Genomic DNA, 20,846 nt, shown 5'->3' with positions numbered 1-20,846 from the left:
CGCATGTCCCGGGCCACGGGACGGTGCGGTGCGGTGACAGTTTCATAGTGTTTCGGTGGTCATAGCGTGAGGGAAACGCCCGGTTACATTCCGAACCCGGAAGCTAAGCCTTACAGCGCCGATGGTACTGCAGGGGGGACCCTGTGGGAGAGTAGGACGCCGCCGAACAATCATTCAGAGAAGCCCCCGCCGGGTAACCGGACGGGGGCTTTTCTGTTGTAGGGTCGTCGTGCAGAACTGTCGCAACTTACAGGAGGCCCTCGGGTGGAGGTCCAGGAGACGCGGGTCCAGACCGATCGCGTCCTCACCATCCCCAACCTGCTGAGCATGGGCCGGCTGGTCGGCGTGCCGATCTTCCTCTGGCTCATCCTGTGGCCGGTGTTCGACGGGCCGAACAACGACGGCTGGGCCGTCCTGCTGCTGATGCTGAGCGGTATCAGCGACTACCTCGACGGCAAGCTGGCCCGCAGGTGGGGGCAGATCAGCCGGGTCGGCCAGATCCTCGACCCGCTGGCGGACCGCCTCTACGTGCTGTCGACCCTGCTGGGGCTGACCTGGCGCGGCATCCTGCCCTGGTGGGTGACGGCGATCCTGCTGGCGCGCGAGGCATTCATCGTCTGCCTGCTGCCGATTCTGAACCGGCACGGCTACGGTCCGTTGCAGGTGAGCTTTCTCGGCAAAGCCGCGACCTTCAATCTGATGTACGCCTTTCCGCTTCTGCTGCTGGGCACCGGGGACACCTGGATCGCCGAGCCGGCGAACGTGGTCAGCTGGGCCTTCATCTGGTGGGGGACGACGCTCTACTGGTGGGCCGGCATCCTCTATGCGGTGCAGGCCCGGCAGATCGTGAAGGCGGACGCGGCCTCCGCCGTTTGAGACGCGATTGGGAGAAGTCGCACGACGACACGGTGCGTCGGACGATTTCATCCGGGTAGAGAAGCTCTGGAACGGTTTGATGGATCCGCAGGGTCCACCACCGCGAAGGAGGACGCACCCGTAATGAAAGCCGTTGTGATGGCAGGGGGCGAGGGCACTCGACTCCGCCCGATGACCTCGAGCATGCCCAAGCCGCTGCTGCCGGTGGCCAACCGGCCGATCATGGAGCACGTGCTTCGGCTGCTGAAGCGGCACGGCCTCACCGACACCGTCGTCACCGTCCAGTTCCTGGCCTCGCTGGTCAAGAACTACTTCGGTGACGGCGAAGAGCTCGGTATGCATTTGACATATGCCAACGAAGAAACCCCGTTGGGCACCGCGGGCAGCGTCAAGAACGCCGAGGACGCGCTCAAGGACGATTCGTTTCTGGTGATCTCCGGTGACGCCCTCACCGACTTCGACCTGTCCGACCTGATCGCCTTCCATCGCGAGAAGGGGGCCCTGGTCACCGTCTGTCTGACCCGGGTGCCAAACCCGCTGGAATTCGGCATCACGATCACCGACGACGAGGGCCGGGTCGAGCGCTTCCTGGAGAAGCCGACCTGGGGCCAGGTCTTCTCGGACACGGTGAACACCGGTATCTATGTGATGGAACCCGAGGTCTTCGACTACGTCGCGGCCGGCGAGTCGGTGGACTGGTCGAGCGACGTCTTCCCCCAGTTGCTGAAGGAGGGCAAGCCGGTCTTCGGCTATGTCGCCGAGGGCTACTGGGAGGACGTGGGCACCCACGAGAGCTACCAGAAGGCCCAGGCCGACGTCCTGGAGGGGAAGGTCGAGGTCGAGCTGGACGGCTTCGAGATCTCCCCCGGCGTGTGGGTGGCCGAGGGTGCGGAGGTGGACCCGGAGGCCGTCCTGCGCGGTCCGCTCTACATCGGGGACTACGCCAAGGTCGAGGCCGGCGTGGAGCTGCGCGAGCACACCGTGCTGGGCAGCAACGTGGTCGTGAAGCGCGGGGCCTTCCTGCACAAGACCGTCGTCCACGACAACGTGTACATCGGGCCGCAGAGCAACCTCCGCGGCTGCGTGATCGGCAAGAACACCGACGTGATGCGGGCCTCCAGGATCGAGGAGGGCGCGGTCATCGGGGACGAGTGCCTGATCGGCGAGGAGTCGATCATCGCGGGCAACGTCCGGGTCTACCCGTTCAAGACCATCGAGGCCGGCGCGGTCGTCAACACCTCGGTGATCTGGGAGTCGCGCGGGCAGGAGCACCTCTTCGGTGTCCGCGGAGTCTCCGGCATCCTCAACGTGGAGATCACGCCGGAGCTGGCCGTCCGGTTGGCGGGTGCCTACGCGACGACGCTCAAGAAGGGCGCGACCGTCACCATCGCGCGTGACCACTCCCGTGGTGCGCGTGCGCTCAAGCGGGCGATGATCTCGGCGCTGCAGACCAGTGCGATCGACGTCCGCGACCTGGAGAACGTGCCGATGCCGGTGGCCCGGCAGCACACCGCGCGGGGCAGCGCGGGCGGGATCTTCCTGCGGACCACGCCCGGGGTGCCGGACTCGTTGGACATCCTCTTCTTCGACGAGCGCGGCGCCGACCTCTCGCAGGCCGGCCAGCGCAAGCTCGACCGGGTCTACGCCCGGCAGGAGTACCGCCGGGCCTTCCCCGGCGAGATCGGCGACCTGCTCCACCCGGCCAGCGTCTTCGACTCCTACGCGGGCAACCTGCTGCGGGCGATCGACACCACGGGTGTGCGGGAGGCCGGGCTCAAGGTGGTGGTGGACACCGCGCACGGCAGTGCCGCGCTGGTGATGCCGAGCATCCTGGGCCGCCTGGGTGTGGAGGTGCTGACCGTCTCGGGCGGGCTGGACGAGTCCAGGCCGACCGAGGACGCGGAGTCGCGCCGGGCCGGCCTGGCCAGGCTGGGCGAGCTGGTGGCGTCCTCGCGCGCGGCCTTCGGCGTGCGGTTCGACCCGGTGGGCGAGCGGGTGTCCTTCGTGGACGAGCTCGGCCGGGTGATCCAGGACGACCGGGCCCTTCTCGTCCTGCTCGACCTGGTCGCGGCCGAGCGCCGGAGCGGTCAGGTGGCCCTGCCGGTGACCACCACCCGGATCGCCGAGCAGGTGGCCGCGTACCACGGCACCCAGGTCATCTGGACCACCACCACCCCGGACGACCTGGCCAAGGCGGCCTCCGCCGAGGGCACGGTCTTCGGCGGCGACGGTCGCGGCGGCTACGTGGTGCCGGAGTTCAGCGGTGTCCTGGACGGGGCTGCGGCCTTCGTCCGGCTGGTCGGCCTGGTGGCGCGGACGCAGCTGACGCTGAGCCAGATCGACGCCCGGATCCCGCAGGCCCACATCCAGCGGCGGGACATCGCCACGCCGTGGGCCGCCAAGGGCATGGTGATGCGCTCCGTGGTGGAGGCCGCCGGCAACCGCCGGCTGGACACCACCGACGGCGTGCGGGTCGTCGAGGCGGACGGGCGCTGGACGCTCGTCCTGCCCGACCCGGCGGAGGCCGTCACCCACCTCTGGGCCGAGGGACCGGACGACCAGGCGACCAGCCAGTTGCTGGACGAGTGGGCCGCGGTCGTCGAGGGCGCCGGGAGGTAGTCACCGGAAGGTGCGGAACAGGGGTGGCGCGGCGGTTGCCGCGCCACCCCTGTCCGGTTCGTCCCCTTGGTCACGATCCGACGGGCAATCCGGCTTCCTGGCGCAGGGGTTGTGGTCAAGGCACTCCGCCGACGTGGGACGATGGTCCGCATGCCAGCGACGCCGACGCCGAGTGCCAGGGACGGACGATACAACCGCCCCGACGCATCGATGTCCCTGCTGACCAGTGTGATGGACCACGGGTTGGACGAGGGTTACGCGGAGGCGGCCGCCGCCAGGGGCGACGGACGGGCCAGCCGGGTCCCGACCACCCGGCGCGGGCTGGTGACCCTGGGGCTGGGGCTCGCGCTGGTGGGTGTCGTCCTGACGATCGGCGCGGTGAACGCGCACGACGCCCAACCGGCCCTCGCCAAGGAGCGCGACGCGCTGGTCCACCGCGTGACGGACACCGCGGGGGCCGCGGACCGCTTGCAGCAGCAGGTCCAGGAGTTGCGGCGCAAGGTCGAGAGCACCCAGCAGCAGGCCCTGCAGGCCGCCGGTGACGGCGGTCTCGCCGACCTGGCCGGGGCGGTCGGGACCGGAGAGGTCTCCGGGCCCGGCATACGCCTGGTGGTCGAGGACGCGGCCGGCACCGGCGCGGGCGGGAACGTGGACCCCCGCCAGGCCGACGGCTTCGAGAACAGCGGCCGGCTCCGCGACCGCGACCTGCAGCTGATCGTGAACGGGCTCTGGCAGGCCGGCGCGGAGGCGGTCTCCATCAACGGGCAGCGGCTCACCGCGCTCTCCGCGATCAGGGCGGCCGGCGAGGCCGTCCTGGTGGACAACCGCCCCCTGGTGCCGCCGTACAGCGTGCTGGCGGTCGGCGACGGACCCAAGCTCGGCCCGGCCTTCGAGAGCGGGGTCGCGGGGCACTACCTGCACCTGCTGCAGGACAGCTACGGCATCAAGTTCAGCCTCTCCGTGCAGAGCAAGGTGACCCTCCCGGCCGCGGTCGGCGTGACCCTCCGGACCGCGCAACCCGTGCCTTCGGCGCCCGCCTCGTCGCCCGCCGCCGCGCCCGAGACCCCGGGCGGGGCCACCGGCCCGTCCGGCACGCCGGGCGCCGGTCCGTCCGCACCTCCGCCGTCCGCGGCCTCCCCGGGCGCGCACGCGTCGGGGGCGAAGCCGTCCGCCGGCAGGACCACCAGTACCAACTCGCCCAGAACGACCGGCACCTCGCCGTCCGCGACCGCCGGGTCGGCCTCCGCAGGGACAAGGAGCAACTAGACCGTGATTGCCGTACTGGGTCTCGTGATCGGGGTGGTCGTCGGACTCTTCGTCCAGCCCGAGGTGCCGGACGCCGTCGTGCCGTACCTGCCGATCGCGGTGGTGGCGGCGCTGGACGCGGTGTTCGGCGGTGTCCGGGCGATGCTGGACGGGATCTTCGACGACAAGGTCTTCGTGGTGTCCTTCCTGTCCAACGTGGTGGTCGCGGCGCTGATCGTCTTCCTGGGTGACCAGCTCGGGGTCGGCTCGCAGCTGTCCACGGGCGTGGTCGTGGTGCTCGGGATCCGGATCTTCTCCAACGCGGCCGCGATCAGGCGCCATGTCTTCCGGGCCTGAGCCGGACCGGGCGGGGACCGGGAGCGAGGACGTACCCGCACGGGGTGCGGGAGCGGCAGGACCGGGGGGAGTGGCAGGACCACCGGGATCAGCGGGCAAGTCAGGAGCGGACGTGGCGCAGGACGAGACGGCGAAGGGCCCCGGGAGCACCCCGGCCCCCGAGGCCGCAGGGGCCGCAGGTGTCGCTGAGGCCCAGCCGGCTGCCGGGACCCCGGAGCTTCCCGAGCCTTCGGCGACCGGTCCGGAGGACGCCGTCGAGCTGCCGGCCCCCGCCGGGCGACCGCTTGCCGACGTCCGGGCCGTGGACGCGGACGGGGCCGGCCAGGAGCCCGGGCCGGCGCCCGTCGCCGGGCCGGGGACGGGGACCGTCGGAGCCGTGCGGGCCACGTCGGGGAGCCGCGAGGCCGGGCAGGACGGGTCTGGCCAGGGTGAGCCGGGCCGGGTTCGGCCGCCGCAGGTGCGGGCGCCCCGGATCGAGTCGGACACGGTCGTGCTGGGCACGGCCGGGCCCCGGAAGGTCGAGCGGGCCGGCGCCGAGGCCGAGGCCCGCCCCCTCGTCGAGGGGGCGGGCGCGGCGGCTGCCGCGCCCGAGTCCGAGGCGGCCCCCGCAGGTGCGGCCGCCGGCGACGAGTCGGTACCCGCCGCTCCCGAGGTGCGGCCTGCGCCGATATCCGAGTCCGGGGCCGAGGCCGCTTCTGAGCCGCAGCCCGGGTCCGGGTCCGGGTCCGATTCGGCGTCGCAGCCCGAGGCCCGGCCGGTGCCGGCCGCCGTGGGCGGCCGCAGGCGGCTCCGGGCGGCGATGTGGCCGCCGCGGGTGTCCCGCGGCCAGCTGGTCGTGGCCCTGCTGCTGTTCTCGCTGGGACTGGCGCTGGCGATCCAGGTGCGCTCCACCAACGACCACGACCAGCTGCGCGGCGCCCGTCAGGAGGATCTGGTTCGCATCCTCGACGAACTGGACAGCCGTCAGCAGCGTCTCCAGCAGGAGAAGGCACAGCTCGAGCAGTCCATGGCCCAGTTGGAGAACAGCTCCAACCAGGCCAAGGAGGCCCAGGAACAGACCAGGAAGAAGTCGACGGAGCTCGGCGTCCTCGCCGGGACCGTCAAAGCCACTGGTCCGGGCATCGTACTGACGGTCGATGATCCCCAAGGGCAGGTGAAGGCGGATATGCTGCTGGACACCCTGCAGGAACTCCGAGCGGCGGGGGCGGAGGCGATTCAGATCAACGACGTGCGCGTGGTGGTGAACACCTTTTTCACCGACGCTCAGGGGGGCGGTGTGCAGATCGACGGCAAGAAGGTCTCCCAGCCGTACCGCTTCACCGTGGTCGGCAACCCGCAGGACCTGACGCCCGCGCTGAACATCCCCGGTGGTGTGGTCCGCACCTTGGAGAGCCACCAGGCCCGCGCCACCATCGCCGAGCAGCAGAAGATCGTCGTCGACGCGCTCACCGAGTTGCGCACGCCGCAGTACGCCAAGCCGGCGGCGAAGTGACAGGGCGCCTTTCGTACGGTCCGTCACCTGCGGGGAACCCCCGGTGGAGGCTGCCGCAAGGCGGTCAGAGACACTGGTTCGTGCCGCTGTTTGTCGGAGCACCACTCCCATCGGCCCGGCGATCAGCCGGGCTCGCAGCCTGTCCGAGGTTCTCACCCTGCCCCGCGGGCGGGTCTGTCACACGCAAGGGGATTCGCCCGTGAGTTTCTTCTCGAAGTTGTTCGGCCGCAACAACCGCAGTGGTGCGGCTGTCGAGGCGCCCACCGCGCGCCACCGCCGGGCCGACGAAGAGCCCGCCCTGCCGGGCATGCGCTCCGCTCCCGAGGGAGTCGAGTACGCGGCCGACCGGCCGCTGTTCAGGGACGGCGCCGGCGCCCCCCAGGGAGGGAATCCCGCGGGCTACGGCGCGTCGGTTGACCCCTCCGGCGCCCCGCGCATAGGTTTCCCGACAGGACCCTCAACCTCTGGTGGAGGGTTTGCCCCGGATCCCTACGCCGGGCACGACCCCTCGGGTCTGCCGCGCCAGGAGGCTGTGAACATGGGTGGCCCCACTCCGTGCCCCAGGTGCGGGAACCAGAACCCCGTCGCGGCCCGCTTCTGTTCCAACTGCGGCACCGCGCTGCGTGGCGGCCTGCACCCCGAGGGCGCCGCGGAGACCACCTCGACCATCTCGATCTCCGGTCTCGAGTCCTACGACCCCAACGCCACCCAGGCCGGCACGGGCACCCAGCCCGCGCTCTCGCCCGAGGTGCTGTCGGCGATCGACGCGCTGCCGCCGGGCTCCGCCCTGCTGATCGTGCAGCGCGGCCCGAACTCCGGCAGCCGCTTCCTGCTCGACTCGGACAAGACCACGGCCGGCCGTCACCCGCAGGGTGACATCTTCCTGGACGACGTCACGGTGTCGCGCAAGCACGTCGAGTTCCGCCGGACGCCGGGGGGCGGTTTCACCGTCGCGGACGTCGGCAGCCTCAACGGCACGTACGTCAACCGGGAGCGGATCGACGAGGTGTCCTTGAACAACGGCGACGAGGTGCAGATCGGCAAGTACCGGCTGGTGTTCTTCGCCAGCCACCACCGGGGGTACTGACCACGACTTCGGCAGGAGCCCGAGTGAGCGCGAACCCTCCCACATCTCTCGGGGCGATCACCCCCGCACACCTCGGCCCGGAGCCGGTGCCCCCGTCGCAGTCGCGGCCGGAGCAGGGTGTGCGGGGGGTGATCGCGGCCCCCAGGCAGCATGTCCGCACCGTCCACCGCCCCGGTGACCCCCGGCGGCGCGGTGAGGAACTGCTGAGCATCGGCGCGGTGCTGGCCCACCTCCGGGACGACTTTCCCGAGGTCACCATCTCCAAGATCAGGTTCCTGGAGGCGGAGGGCCTGGTTGAGCCGCAGCGCACCCCCTCGGGCTACCGCAAGTTCAGCCCCGCCGACGTCGAGCGGCTGGCGTACGTGCTGCGGATGCAGCGCGACCACTACCTGCCGCTGAGAGTGATCCGCGAGCACCTGGACGCGATCGAGCGGGGGGAGGCGCCGCCGGCGCTGCCCGCGCCGGAGGCCCGCCCCGGGCCGATGGAGGAGGCCGACCGCGAGCTGGTGGCCGCCTCCGGCGCGGCCTCCGGGGTCCGGCTCGGCCGCGCCGAGCTGCTGGCCGCCGCCGAGGCCGGGGAGCGCGAGCTCGCCGAGTGGGAGTCGTACGGCCTGGTCGTGCCGGGGCCGGACGGCGGGTACGACGGCGAGGCCCTGCAGGTTGCCCGGCTGGTGGCGGAACTGGGCCGGTACGGACTCGAACCGCGCCACCTGCGCGCCATGAAGGCCGCCGCGGACCGCGAGGTCGCGCTGGTGGACCAGGTGGTCGCCCCGCTGCGGCGGCACCGGAACCCGCAGACCCGGGCGCACGCCGAGGCCACCGCGCGCGATCTCGCCACGCTGTCCGTCCGGCTGCACGCGGCGATGGTCCAGGCCGGGATGCGGACCCGTCATTAGGCGGCTCCGGACGGCGGCCTCGCGGGGCCGGTCGCAGGGCTGTGACCAGCCCGGTCCTGGTTGCGCTTTCATATCCGGGGTGTGGGCCATAGGGTTGCGACTGTGAATGAGCTCGACGTCGTGGGTGTCCGGGTGGAGATGCCGTCGAACCAGCCCATCGTGCTGCTGCGCGAGGTCGGGGGCGACCGCTACCTGCCGATCTGGATCGGTCCGGGTGAGGCGACCGCGATCGCCTTCGCCCAGCAGGGCATGACGCCGGTGCGCCCGCTGACGCACGACCTCTTCAAGGACGTGCTGGAGGCCCTGGGGCAGCAGCTCACCGAGGTCCGGATCACCGACCTCCGCGAGGGCGTCTTCTACGCCGAACTGGTGTTCACCGGCGGGGTCGAGGTCAGCGCCCGCCCGTCCGACGCGATAGCCCTCGCCCTGCGGACCGGGACCCCGATCTACGGGAGCGAGGAGGTGCTCGCCGAGGCGGGCATCGCGATCCCGGACGAGCAGGAGGACGAGGTCGAGAAGTTCCGCGAGTTCCTCGACCAGGTCTCGCCCGAGGACTTCGGCGGCGGCCAGCAGTAGGCGCCGCCCGCCGGCTCCCCGCCCGTGCGGTTCGCACGGGCTTCTCGCTGTCCGCGGCCGGGGGCCCGGCCCCCCAGGCCCCTGTGCGGTCGCCGATGGCCGGTGGCTGCTCTGCCCCGTGCCTCGACGTGAACGGCCGCTCTACCCGCTGTGAGCCTCCGGCGCACCCGCGGCGGTCGGCCGCGCTACGGTCGGTGATCGGCCGCCGCACCCGTCGTGACCTTCGAAGCTGGTCCGGTGGGCCGTTCCGGCTGCTGGGGCCCGCCGTCGCGGTTTTGCCAAAAGTCGTCCACTTACCCACACTGGGGGCACGAAAAACCACTCTCCCGAGTGACGCGGTTTGGCGTGCCCGGCGTGGCGATCGTTGACGGGCCATGGGTGACTGCCTACCGTCAGGAGTGGCTGCGGATTGTCACGCGCGGCCGGGTTGCCCGCAGCACAGGTGGACGGAGGTAGGCATGACCAGCACCGGCGATGACGTGGCCGTGGGTGGCGTGTGCTCCGTGCATGTGCAGCGCACCGGCCGGACCGTGGTGGAGCGCGGCTGGGACGCCCGGCAGGCGGAGCCCGGCGGCGCCGAGCCGGCCCGGGCCGGGACCAGGATCGGGCGCTTCCCGGCCGTCCAGGGCGGCCAGCCGGACATCGAACGACTCGCCCCCACCTCCGCGCTGGTCGGCTACCGTGGCCCGACCGCCTGCGCGGCGGCCGGCATCACCTACCGCCAGCTGGACTACTGGGCGCGCACCGGGCTGCTGGAGCCGAGCGTGCGGTCGGTGTACCCGGCGAGCACGCACCGCCTCTACAGCTTCCGCGACATCCTGACCCTGAAGATCGTGAAGCGCCTGCTGGACGCGGGCGTCTCGCTGCAGAACATCCGGGTGGCGGTCACCCATCTGCAGTCCGCCGAGGTCGGAGACCTGGCGGGGCTGACCCTGATGTGCGACGGCGCGACGGTCTACGAGTGCAGCACCCCGCAGCAGGTGGTCGACCTGCTGAAGGGCGGTCAGGGCGTGTTCGGCATCGCGGTCGGCGCCGTCTGGAAGGAACTGGAGTCCTCGCTGGGACGGTTGCACGCCGAACGTACGGACACCGGCGAGACCCTGGTCGGCCAGGACCCGGCGGACGAGCTCGCCCAGCGGCGCAACCGCGCCGGCTGACCAGCCGCCCCGCACGGCGCTTCCGCACGGCGCCGCCCAGGCCACCGCCGCGCGGCGGGCCGATCGGTCGGGCGCCGCAGGCGGGTGGGCCCGCGACCCCACGACTCATCAGCGATCCGCACCACCGCGACCGGCCCGGACGGGGAACCGTCCGGGCCGGTCGCGTCGTCACCGGTGGTGAACCGATCAAGGAGGGGTCGTGCGGGTCATACGCTTCGTGCGGGTCGTACTCGGTGGGCCGGCCTGGCTGCGGCAGCGCCGTGGGCAGCGCCGCGCTTTCCAACTGCTCGTCCTGCTGTGCGTGGTGGCGCTCGCGCCGAGCGCCTGGCTCTGGGTCAGCACGGCGGAGCGGGTCCGCACCGTGGCGAGCGTGCCGCAGGCCCCCGTGGCGGTGGTGTTCGGCGCCGGCCTGCAGAACGGCACGCCGTCCCCGTACCTCGCGCACCGGCTGGACGCGGCGCTGGAGCTGTACCAGCGGCAGAAGGTCCGGGCGATCCTGGTGACCGGCGACAACGGGCGGGCCAGCTACGACGAGACCGACGCGATGCGGCGCTACCTGATCGAGCACGGGGTGCCGGAGATCCGGGTGGTGGGCGACTACGCCGGCTTCGACACCTGGGACTCCTGCACCAGGGCCCGGCGGATCTTCGGGGTCGACCGGGCGGTGCTGGTCAGCCAGGAGTTCCACGTCCGCAGGGCGCTGGCCCTCTGTCAGGCCGCGGGCGTCGACGCGTACGCGGTCGGGGTGCAGGAGTGGCACGACGTCACCTGGTACTACGGCGGCCTGCGGGAGATCCCCGGCGCGGGGAAGGCCGCGCTGAACGCCTGGCTGCGGCCGGACCCGGCCCTGCTCGGTCCGCAGGAGCAGGGCATCCCGCGCGCGCTCGCGGACGCGGGCGCGGCGCGCTGACCGGGCGCCGGGCGACGTGACCTCGCGCCGGCGGGCGTGACCATGAGCTGCCGGCCCTGGCGACCGGCCGGGCGCGCCGGGCCGGTCGCGCGGAGGCCTGATTGTCGGACCTCTGCGGCATGATCGGCAGGTGCGGTCACTGCCCAGCATCATCCACCTGGACATGGACGCCTTCTTCGCCTCGGTGGAGCAGGCGGCCAAGCCGAGCCTGCGCGGCAAACCGGTGCTCGTCGGCGGTCTGGGCGGCCGGGGCGTGGTCTCCACCGCCTCGTACGAGGCCCGCAAGTTCGGCGTGCACTCCGCGATGCCGATGGCCCAGGCCCGGCGGCTGTGCCCGAACGCGGCCTTCCTGACCGGCCGCTTCGAGGCCTACCGCCGGGTCAGCGACCTGGTGATGGGCCTGCTGCGGGAGCTGTCGCCGCTGGTCGAGCCGCTCAGCCTGGACGAGGCCTTCGTCGACCTGGCGGCCGGTCCGTACGGCCCCGCGCTCACCGCGGCCTCCGACGGCGCGGCCCTGGTGCTGGCCCTGGCGGAGGACCTCCGGGCCGACATCGAGCGGCGGACGGGGCTGACCGCCTCGGTCGGCGCGGCGGGCTCCAAGCTGATGGCGAAGATCGCCTCCGAGCAGGCCAAACCGGACGGGCTGGTGCTCGTCCCGCCCGGCCGGGAGCGGGCGGTGCTGGGCCCGATGTCGGTCCGGGCGCTGCCGGGCGTCGGCCCGGCCACCGAGCAGGTGCTGCGCCGGGCCGGTCTGATCACGGTGGCGGACCTGGCCGACGCCGGCGAGGCGGAGCTGGTGCAGCTGCTCGGGCGGGCGCACGGCGCGGGCGTGCTCCAGATGGCCCTGGGACTGGACGACCGGCCGGTGGTGCCCGACCGGGACGCCAAGTCCGTCTCGGTGGAGGACACCTTCGAGGTGGACCTGGCCGACCGCGACCGGATCCTGCACGAGGTGGACGTGCTGGCGGCGCGCTGCGTCGGCCGGCTGCGCGCGGCCGGGCGCTCCGGCCGCACGGTGGTGCTCAAGGTACGGCGCTTCGACTTCTCGACCCTGACGCGCTCCGAGACGCTGCGCGGCCCGACCGACGACGAGACGGTGATCACCGACACCGCGCGGCGGCTGGCGGCCCAGGTCGACGTCACCGGCGGGGTGCGGCTGCTGGGCGTCGGCGTCTCGCAGCTGGCGGACTACACCCAGGAGGACCTCTTCGCGCAGGCCGTGCGGGAGGCGGCGCGGGAGCAGGCCGAGCAGCGGGAGGCGGAGCCGGAGGACGGCTCGGAGCCGGGCGGGTCGTCGCCGGGGGAGCAGCCGGCCGAGGCGTCCGGTGAGCCGGGGGAGGCCGGGGAGGACGCCGAGGTGCCCGCCGTCCGGCGCTGGATGCCCGGGCAGGACGTGACGCACACCGAGCACGGGCCGGGGTGGGTGCAGGGCAGCGGGGTCGGGCGGGTGACCGTGCGGTTCGAGACGCCGTGGAGCGGGCCGGGCCGGGTGCGGACGTTCCTGGTGGACGATCCGGCGCTGGAGCCGGCCCGGCCGCTGCCGCTGCGGCAGGAGTGAAGGAGGCAGGAGTGAGGACGGCAGGAGTGAAGCGGCCGGCACGGCTTCCCCGGCGGGGCGGTGCGAACGACGGAGCGGCCCCGCCCGGAGTGTTCCGGGCGGGGCCGCGTGTCGGGCCGGGCCGTGGGTGATCGCGATGCCCTCGTCGATCCCCGGTGGCCCGGTCCCCCCGCGCCCTGTCCCTGGGCCCGGGGGAGGACGCCTCGTCAGGCGTCGGTCTTGACCAGCACGGGGCTGGAGTTCGGTGCGTCGGCCAGGTCGGCCGCGGGCGCGGCCGGCTTGATCCGGCGGATCAGGAAGGGCACGGCGCCGGCGACGAGGCAGACGGCCGCGGCGGTCCAGAACGCGTGCTGGTAGGCGTTCAGGGTCGGCAGGGCGACCGGCAGGCGCGGGATGGTGTCGCCGGTCAGGATGGCGGCCATCACGGCGGTGCCGATGGCACCGCCGACGGTGCGCAGCACGGCGTTCATGCCGTTGGCGATGCCGCTCTGCTCGACCGGGACCGCGCCGTTGATGTAGGCCGGCATCGCGGAGAAGGCGAGGCCGATGCCCAGACCGAAGATCGCCGAGGCGGTGTAGAGGTCACCCTCGTGGCTGTGCCGCATGGCCAGGTAGGACATCGCGACGGCGCCGAGGACACCGCCGAGCACCAGCGGCAGGCGCGGTCCTCGACGGGCGATCAGCACGGCGCCGAGCGGGGCGGCGACCATGCTGCCGACCGCGGACGGCAGCAGCATCACACCGGCGTGCAGCACGGTGGCGGTGAAGCCGTAGTGGGTGAGCCGCTCGGGGGTCTGGGCGAAGTTGCTGATCACCATGAAGGAGCCGTACATGCCGAACCCGATGAGCAGACCGGCCAGGTTGGTGAAGGCGACGGCCGGGCGGGACATCATCGACATGTCGACCAGCGGGTGCTTCACCTTGACCTCGATGATTCCCCAGATCAGGGCGACCACGGCGGCGACGGCGAACAGGCCGAGGGTCTTGTTGGAGGTCCAGCCCCAGGTGTTGCCCTGGCTGACGGCGACGAGCAGGGCGGAGAGCCAGCCGGCCAGGGTGATCGCGCCGAGCGGGTCGGCCCCGCCCTCGGTGTCGACGACCGGGTCCTTGGGGACGCGCAGGGCCACCAGTGCGACGGCGATCAGACCGAAGACCAGGCCCATCCAGAAGATGGACTTGTAGCTCCAGTGCTCCAGCAGCAGGCCGGTGGCCACCAGGCCGAGGCCGCTGCCGACGCCCATCGAGGCGCTGATCCCGGCGACGCCGCCGGTGACCTTCTCCTTGGGCAGCTCGTCCCGGACGATGCTGATCGCGAGCGGCAGCACGCCACCGCCGGCGCCCTGCAGGACGCGGGCCACGACGAGCCAGGTGAAGGAGTGCGTGCTCACCGCGAGGGCGGAGCCGGCGACCAGCCCGGTCAGCGAGATCAGCAGCATCGGCTTGCGGCCGCGCAGGTCGCCGAACCGGCCGAGCAGCGGGGTGAGGACGGCGGCCGAGAGCAGGTTGGCCGTCATCAGCCAGGTGATGTTGGAACCGGAGACGTTCAGTTCCTTGGCCAGCGAGGGCAGGATCGGGACGACCGCGGTCTGCACCACGCTGAACGCCAGCATCGCCAGGATCAGGGCAGGGAGTACCCGGGCACTGCTCTGCTTCTCTGCCGCGGTGGTGGGCTGTGGGGCCTCACTCACGGTGCTTCCTCCAGTACGTGTGCCCGAGGACGTTGCTTCAGGCGAATGAAAGTGAACTAGCTGAAGTAACTTTGGCGGCAGATACTTCACTGTGTCAAATATCGATCGGTGAAGCTTTGGCAAAGTGCAGGCCGGAGCGGGTCGGTCCGGTCCGTTGCCGGGCCGGCGGCCCGCCGCCGGTCATGCCTCGCGGCAGCGGTGTCCGGACATGCCGAGGACGGGCAGGCCCCGGACCTCGTACGGTCCGGGGCCTGCCCGTCCTCGGGACCAGCTGCTCAGCCCAGGGTGCGCAGCGGCTCGGGGCGCGACTGCGCGGCGGCCTGTGCGGCGGCCGGCGCCGCCGCCGAGCTGTCCGTCGGCCGGACGGCCGAGGGGGAGTCGGCGGGGGAGTCCGGCCGCATCGCCGAGGACTCTCCGGACGCGGCAGCGCCCGTGCCGCCCGAGGAGTAGGCGGCCTGGGCGGGCTGTGAGGCCCGGGCGGTGTGGCCGGCCGGGGCGGCGTGCGCGGATGCCTGGCCCGGGGCGCCGGCGGTGGAGCCGTCCTGGATCTCGACGTGCTCGCGGTGCAGTTCCTCGCGCACCACGTGATCTTCGGTGAACCGCTCGACCACCAGCCGCACCCGCTCGATCGGCACCAGGTACTTGCGCACCACCGGCCGCTCCTCGCGCAGGGTGACCTCCTCCACGGCCTCGGCGATCTCCTCCTGGGTCAGCGCGTCCCGCTCGCCCTCGGTGACCGGCACCCGCTCCACCCGGACGCGCTCGCGCACCACCGGTACGTGCCGCTCGACCGTCTCGCTGGTCACGTACTTGCGGAGCCGGGCCGTGTAGGTCACCTGCCACTCGGTGCTGATGTCGAGCCGCTCCTCGTGGCAGGTGATCTCGACCGGGCCGCCGGGTGCGGAGGTGGCGGCGTCCGCACCGGGAGCGGCGAGCGGCTCCGCCTCGGCCGGCTTGGCGTACATCGGGGCCGGGGCGGCCTGGCCGGCGGTGGGCGCGGGGGCGCCCACCGTGCGGACGTTGGTCTCCTCGGCGGCCGGCGACCTGCGCTCGGGCGCGGCGGCGGCGATGCCGACGGCGGTGGCCGGCGCGCCCGCCGCGGGCGGCTCGACGGGCCGCTCCAGCTTCTCCAGCTTCTCGGCCTTCTCCGGCGCGGGCGTCTCGCTGCCCCGGCCCGCCGTCGCGGCGGCCGCGCCGCCCGCCACCGCCGCACCGGCGGCCGCCGTCCCCGCCGTACCGGGTACGGCGCCGAAGTCCATGTCCGCCGGGCGGTCGTCGGCGCCGGTGTCCTTGGCCGAGCCGGAGCGGTTGTCCGCCGGGGTGTCGAGCCCGTAGTAGCGGTACAGCTGGAGCTCCTGGGCGGGGGAGAGGTGCTGGCCCACGCCGAAGTCCGGAGAGTCCTTCACCAGCGACTTGTCGTACGGGACCCGCAGTTCCTCGCCCGAGAACTCGCTGGTGGTCAGCGGGACGAAGGCGTCGCGGCCGAAGATGCCCGTCCGGACGGCCGCCCACTCGGGCTCGCCGGTCGCGTCGTCCAGGTACACCTCGTCCACGGTGCCGATCTTGTCGCCGTTGCGGTCGACCGCCCGGTGCCCGATCAGGTCTCTGGGGTCGATGTCGGTTTGCACTCAATTCCTCCGGTGCGGATGCTCCTGCGGAACTCCCGCAGGGGTACGGCTGGAGGGTCCGGCCCATCCGCCACTTCATACGAAAAGGCATGAACCGGGCGCCTGCGAGCGGAGCGCCGCCGTCCGGGCGGGCAGTCCGCCCGCCCGGACCAGTGCGTACTCCGATCCGGAGCCGGGGCGCACCCGTGATCGGGGCGGCTCCCGCTGGTACCCTGGGCGCGACCGCCGAGCCCGCTCGGGAGAGTCCCCGGCCGACGAGACGCCGGCGGGGGCGCCGAAGGAGCAACTCCTCCCCGGAATCTCTCAGGCATCCGTACCGTGTGGGATAGGTCACTCTGGAAAGCAGGGCAGGACCGCCGGCGAGGGAGCCGACGGCCACCACCCTCACCGACGGTGCAAGCCGACGGGGTGCTCAGGCATCCCGCGCGGGCGAAGCTCTCAGGTCCCGATGACAGAGGGGGAGGCCTGTTGGGTTCGTTCGCCAGGGCCGGCCCGCTGTCCGCAGCGGTCACGGCCGACCGGCGTGCGCGCCCCCGCCGGTCCGTGACCAGGAGGCCTCGACCATCATGAACGCCCAGCCGAACGCCGGTCGCCCGCTCAGCTCCGCGACCCTCACCGAGCTTGAGCAGGCCAGCCCCTTCGAGACCCGCCACATCGGCCCCGACTCCGGGGCCCAGGAGAAGATGCTCGCCCACGTGGGCTACGGCTCGCTGGACGAGCTGTCCGCCGCGGCCGTGCCCGAGGCGATCCGCTCGATCGACGGCCTCGACCTGCCGGCCGGCCGCAGCGAGGCCGAGGTCCTCGCCGAGCTGCGCGAGCTGGCGGCCGCCAACCAGGTGCTCACGCCGATGATCGGCCTGGGGTACTACGGCACCTTCACCCCGCCGGTGATCCTGCGCAACGTCATGGAGAACCCGGCCTGGTACACGGCCTACACCCCGTACCAGCCGGAGATCTCGCAGGGCCGCCTGGAGGCGCTGCTCAACTTCCAGACCGTGGTCTCCGACCTCACCGGCCTGCCGACCTCCGGGTCCTCGCTGCTCGACGAGGGCACCGCCGCCGCCGAGGCGATGGCGCTGACCCGCCGGGTCACCAAGGTCAAGGGCGGGGTGTTCCTGGTCGACGCCGAGACCCTGCCGCAGACCGTCGCCGTCATCCGGACCCGGGCCGAGCCGACCGGTGTGGAGGTGGTCGTCGCCGACCTCTCCGCGGGCATCCCGGCCGAGATCGCCGAGCGCGGTGTCTTCGGCGTGCTGCTGCAGTACCCGGGCGCCACCGGTGTGGTGCGCGACCTGGAGCCGCTGATCGAGCAGGCCCACGGGCTCGGCGCCGTCGTCGCCGTGGCCGCCGACCTGCTGGCGCTCACCCTGCTGAAGTCGCCCGGTTCGCTCGGCGCCGACATCGCCTGCGGCACCTCGCAGCGCTTCGGTGTCCCGATGGGCTTCGGCGGCCCGCACGCCGGCTACCTCTCCGTGCGCGCCGAGTACGCCCGCTCGCTGCCCGGCCGCCTGGTCGGCGTCTCGGTCGACGCCGACGGCAACCGCGCCTACCGCCTGGCGCTGCAGACCCGTGAGCAGCACATCCGCCGCGAGAAGGCCACCAGCAACATCTGCACCGCGCAGGTCCTGCTGGCCGTGATGGCCTCGATGTACGCCGTCTACCACGGCCCCGACGGCCTGGCCGACATCGCCCGGCGCACCCACCGCTACGCCGCCGCGCTCGCGGCCGGGCTGCGCGCCGGGGGCGTCGAGCTGCTGCACGACGCGTTCTTCGACACCGTCACCGCCCGCGTCCCGGGCCGGGCCGCCGAGATCGCCGCCGCCGCGCGCACGCGGGGCATCAACGTCCACCAGGACGGCGCCGACCTGATCTCGGTGTCCTGCGACGAGACCACCACCCGCGAGCACCTGGCCGGCGTCTGGGCCGCCTTCGGCGTGCCGCAGGCCGAGATCGACGAGAGCGCCGAGGCGCTGCCCGCCGCGCTGCTGCGCGAGGACGAGTACCTCACCCACCCGGTCTTCCACAGCCACCGCTCCGAGACCGCCATGCTGCGCTACCTGCGCCGCCTGTCGGACCGCGACTACGCGCTGGACCGGGGCATGATCCCGCTGGGCTCCTGCACCATGAAGCTCAACGCGACCACCGAGATGGAGGCGGTGACCTGGCCCGAGTTCGGCCAGCTGCACCCCTTCGCGCCGATCGAGCAGGCCCAGGGCTACCTGACCCTGATCCGCCAGCTGGAGCAGCAGCTGGTCGAGGTGACCGGCTACGACGCGGTCTCCATCCAGCCCAACGCCGGTTCGCAGGGCGAGCTGGCCGGCCTGCTGGCCGTCCGCGCCTACCACCACGCCAACGGCGACACCGGCCGCGACGTCTGCCTGATCCCGTCCTCCGCGCACGGCACCAACGCGGCCTCCGCCGTGATGGCCGGCATGCGGGTGGTCGTGGTCAAGACGCTGGTCGACGGCGACGTGGACGTCGACGACCTGCGCGCCAAGATCGAGCAGCACCGCGAGCAGCTCTCCGTCCTGATGGTCACCTACCCGTCCACGCACGGCGTGTTCGAGGAGACCATCACCGACATCTGCGCGGCCGTGCACGAGGCCGGCGGCCAGGTGTACGTGGACGGCGCCAACCTCAACGCGCTGGTGGGCCTGGCCAAGCCGGGCAAGTTCGGCGCGGACGTCTCGCACCTGAACCTGCACAAGACCTTCTGCATCCCGCACGGCGGCGGCGGCCCGGGCGTCGGCCCGGTGGCCGTCCGCGCCCACCTGGCGCCGTACCTGCCCAACCACCCGCTGCAGAGCGAGGCGGGCCCCGCCACCGGCGTCGGCCCGATCTCCGCCGCGCCGTGGGGCTCGGCCGCGATCCTGCCGATCTCCTGGTCGTACGTCCGGCTGATGGGCGGCGAGGGCCTCAAGCACGCGACCCAGGTCGCGGTGCTGAACGCCAACTACATCGCCAAGCGGCTGGCGCCGCACTTCCCGGTGCTCTACACCGGCCCCGGCGGGCTGGTCGCGCACGAGTGCATCATCGACATCCGCCCGCTCACCAAGGACACGGGCGTGACGGTGGACGACATCGCCAAGCGCCTGATCGACTACGGCTTCCACGCGCCGACCATGTCGTTCCCGGTGGCCGGCACGCTGATGATCGAGCCCACCGAGTCCGAGGACCTGCACGAGATCGACCGGTTCTGCGCCGCGATGATCGAGATCCGGGGGGAGATCGACAAGGTCGGCTCGGGCGAGTGGGCCGCGGAGGACAACCCGCTGCGCGGCGCCCCGCACACCGCCGCCACCCTGGCCGGCGAGTGGGCCCGTGGCTACTCCCGCCAGGAGGCGGTCTTCCCGGCGGGCGTGAACCCGGCGGACAAGTACTGGCCGCCGGTGAGCCGGATCGACGGCGCCTACGGCGACCGCAACCTGGTCTGCTCCTGCCCGCCGATGGACGAGTACGGCGCCTGACCGGTGCCGCGCCCGCGGGCGTGAGCTGACCCGGTACGAAGCAGCGGGCCCCGGCGGATTCGATCCGCCGGGGCCCGCTGCTGCTCGCCGTACCCGCCGCGGGGCTCCGCGCCACGCCGCCGGGCTGTCCTGCCGCACGGGCGGGGAGTCCCGCCGTACGGTGCGGCGCCGGTCAGGCCGCGAAGGCCAGGGGGCGGCGCGGGGCGATCACCCGGCCGTCGGGCAGGAGTTCGCCGGTGTCCTCGAAGAGCAGGACGCCGTTGCAGAGGAGGCTCCACCCCTGCTCGGGGTGGCAGGCCACGGTCGCGGCGGCCTCGCGGTCCTCGGAGTCGGCCGAAGGGCATTCCGGACGGTGCTGGCACATGGGTCGTACCCTCGCTTCGCTTGCGATCCTCCCCGTGATGCGGTTGCCGTCGGGATAGTCCGCCGGGAGCCGCCGCGGTAGCCGGATCCTGTCCCGCCGGCCCAGGTGTGAGCCGGCGATTCTGTGGGTAGGACAGGTGGTCCTTCCACGCTGGGTCCCAGTGTCGGCTTCCGTCGGCCTTCGCGCAGCAATTTGGTGACATGCGCCACAACTCCCGCGCATAGATCACCCATTCAGATGGCGCGGAGCAGAAATAAATGCCGGACGGGCCATGCCGGGCATGGCCCGATCGGGCTACCCGGGATGACCCGTCCGGAGCATCGGGGTGTCAGGAGACCCCGAGGACCATCGGCTTGGCCGGAGCGGGGGCGGCGAGCAGCGCCAGCAGGTCCGTCGCCGGGTAGGCGCGGTGCGCGGTGACCCCCAGCGGCGCCGGGGCCAGCGGGATCAGCAGGTCGGACGCCGGGGCCGCGTCGGGTGCGTGCAGCCACAGCGCGGTGGCGTACTGCCCGGGAAAGGTCAGCAGTCGCGGCTGGTGCCGGGCGCGCGAGGTCTGCGCGAGCTGCCAGGCCTGCCGCAGCGCCCGGACCGTCGAGTCCAGGTAGGGGCCGGCGGTGAAGTGCGAGAAGGTGTGCCCCTCGACGCCCTGGACCACCTCGGCCGCCGCCGCCACCTCGCTGCCGTCCTTGATCAGGAACCGCCAGCCCGTCCGGCGCGCGGCCGTCAGTCGGGGCCGGGGGCCGTCCAGGACGTGCACCGCGAGCGGGTGCGCGGGCAGCAGGGTGCCGTGGGGACGGCGCAGCGCGGCGGCGGCCGGCTGGCGCAGCGCGGTCTCCGAATCGAGTGCCGCCAGGACGGCGCGCAGGGCGCTGGGCGGAGGCTGGGGGGTCTGCAATGTCATGGCGGGGTCGCCTCTCCGTGAGAGA

The 20,846-nt window shown here is 72.8% G+C and carries 16 protein-coding genes, 1 rRNA gene and 2 riboswitches; of the genes, 13 read left to right on the top strand and 4 right to left on the bottom strand.

Annotated elements, in window-relative coordinates:
• Positions 1 to 51: 51 nt before the first annotated feature.
• The 12 genes from rrf to J2S46_RS08435 all read left to right on the top strand — a co-directional run bounded on the left by rrf (position 52) and on the right by J2S46_RS08435 (position 12,773).
• A 5S ribosomal RNA gene (gene rrf, locus J2S46_RS08490) occupies positions 52 to 168 on the top strand.
• A gap of 96 nt (positions 169 to 264) precedes the next feature.
• Entirely contained in the window at positions 265 to 876 is a 612-nt protein-coding gene (gene clsA / locus J2S46_RS08485) for a cardiolipin synthase ClsA (protein WP_191292099.1), read from the top strand.
• A gap of 123 nt (positions 877 to 999) precedes the next feature.
• On the top strand, positions 1,000 to 3,495 hold the full coding sequence (locus tag J2S46_RS08480) for a mannose-1-phosphate guanyltransferase (protein ID WP_191292098.1): 2,496 nt from the start codon (positions 1,000 to 1,002) through the stop codon (positions 3,493 to 3,495).
• Positions 3,496 to 3,645: 150 nt separating this feature from the next.
• Entirely contained in the window at positions 3,646 to 4,761 is a 1,116-nt protein-coding gene (locus J2S46_RS08475) for a DUF881 domain-containing protein (protein WP_307349316.1), read from the top strand.
• 3 nt (positions 4,762 to 4,764) lie between these two features.
• Positions 4,765 to 5,097, top strand: a complete 333-nt coding sequence (locus tag J2S46_RS08470; RefSeq protein ID WP_073927316.1) for a small basic family protein — start codon at positions 4,765 to 4,767, stop codon at positions 5,095 to 5,097.
• A 652-nt stretch (positions 5,098 to 5,749) separates the two neighbouring features.
• Positions 5,750 to 6,589 carry a DUF881 domain-containing protein gene (locus J2S46_RS08465; RefSeq protein ID WP_370882306.1) on the top strand — a complete coding sequence of 280 codons (840 nt, stop codon included), beginning with the start codon at positions 5,750 to 5,752 and terminating at the stop codon, positions 6,587 to 6,589.
• A gap of 538 nt (positions 6,590 to 7,127) precedes the next feature.
• A complete protein-coding gene (locus tag J2S46_RS08460; RefSeq protein WP_370882173.1) occupies positions 7,128 to 7,676 on the top strand; it encodes a double zinc ribbon and FHA domain-containing protein in 549 nt (182 codons plus the stop codon).
• A gap of 203 nt (positions 7,677 to 7,879) precedes the next feature.
• A complete protein-coding gene (gene ftsR / locus J2S46_RS08455; RefSeq protein WP_191292115.1) occupies positions 7,880 to 8,572 on the top strand; it encodes a transcriptional regulator FtsR in 693 nt (230 codons plus the stop codon).
• Between the two features lie 102 nt (positions 8,573 to 8,674).
• Positions 8,675 to 9,148, top strand: coding sequence for a bifunctional nuclease family protein (locus J2S46_RS08450; RefSeq protein ID WP_073927314.1), 474 nt, complete (start codon positions 8,675 to 8,677; stop codon positions 9,146 to 9,148).
• 458 nt (positions 9,149 to 9,606) lie between these two features.
• Complete coding sequence (locus tag J2S46_RS08445; RefSeq protein ID WP_191292096.1) at positions 9,607 to 10,305, top strand: MerR family transcriptional regulator; 699 nt, start codon at positions 9,607 to 9,609, stop codon at positions 10,303 to 10,305.
• A gap of 208 nt (positions 10,306 to 10,513) precedes the next feature.
• On the top strand, positions 10,514 to 11,215 hold the full coding sequence (locus tag J2S46_RS08440; protein WP_370882305.1) for a SanA/YdcF family protein: 702 nt from the start codon (positions 10,514 to 10,516) through the stop codon (positions 11,213 to 11,215).
• 130 nt (positions 11,216 to 11,345) lie between these two features.
• Positions 11,346 to 12,773: a DNA polymerase IV gene (locus J2S46_RS08435; protein ID WP_307349309.1), complete on the top strand. Its 1,428-nt coding sequence runs from the start codon at positions 11,346 to 11,348 to the stop codon at positions 12,771 to 12,773.
• Positions 12,774 to 12,979: 206 nt separating this feature from the next.
• Here J2S46_RS08435 and J2S46_RS08430 read toward each other — a convergent pair whose 3' ends face one another.
• Positions 12,980 to 14,461: an MFS transporter gene (locus tag J2S46_RS08430; protein WP_191292094.1), complete on the bottom strand. Its 1,482-nt coding sequence runs from the start codon at positions 14,459 to 14,461 to the stop codon at positions 12,980 to 12,982.
• 275 nt (positions 14,462 to 14,736) lie between these two features.
• Complete coding sequence (locus tag J2S46_RS08425) at positions 14,737 to 16,089, bottom strand: PRC and DUF2382 domain-containing protein (protein WP_191292093.1); 1,353 nt, start codon at positions 16,087 to 16,089, stop codon at positions 14,737 to 14,739.
• Between the two features lie 226 nt (positions 16,090 to 16,315).
• Positions 16,316 to 16,418, top strand: a riboswitch (glycine riboswitch).
• Between the two features lies 1 nt (position 16,419).
• Positions 16,420 to 16,551, top strand: a riboswitch (glycine riboswitch).
• A 104-nt stretch (positions 16,552 to 16,655) separates the two neighbouring features.
• Here J2S46_RS08425 and gcvP point away from each other — a divergent pair.
• On the top strand, positions 16,656 to 19,556 hold the full coding sequence (gene gcvP / locus J2S46_RS08420; protein WP_191292092.1) for an aminomethyl-transferring glycine dehydrogenase: 2,901 nt from the start codon (positions 16,656 to 16,658) through the stop codon (positions 19,554 to 19,556).
• 172 nt (positions 19,557 to 19,728) lie between these two features.
• Here gcvP and J2S46_RS08415 read toward each other — a convergent pair whose 3' ends face one another.
• Positions 19,729 to 19,920, bottom strand: a complete 192-nt coding sequence (locus J2S46_RS08415) for a DUF5999 family protein (RefSeq protein WP_073927307.1) — start codon at positions 19,918 to 19,920, stop codon at positions 19,729 to 19,731.
• A 328-nt stretch (positions 19,921 to 20,248) separates the two neighbouring features.
• Positions 20,249 to 20,821 carry a hypothetical protein gene (locus J2S46_RS08410; protein ID WP_191292091.1) on the bottom strand — a complete coding sequence of 191 codons (573 nt, stop codon included), beginning with the start codon at positions 20,819 to 20,821 and terminating at the stop codon, positions 20,249 to 20,251.
• Positions 20,822 to 20,846: the final 25 nt, after the last annotated feature.

Origin of the sequence: Kitasatospora herbaricolor (assembly GCF_030813695.1) — a bacterium.
Classification (GTDB): domain Bacteria; phylum Actinomycetota; class Actinomycetes; order Streptomycetales; family Streptomycetaceae; genus Kitasatospora; species Kitasatospora herbaricolor.
This window is presented reverse-complemented; position numbering and strand designations above follow the sequence as displayed.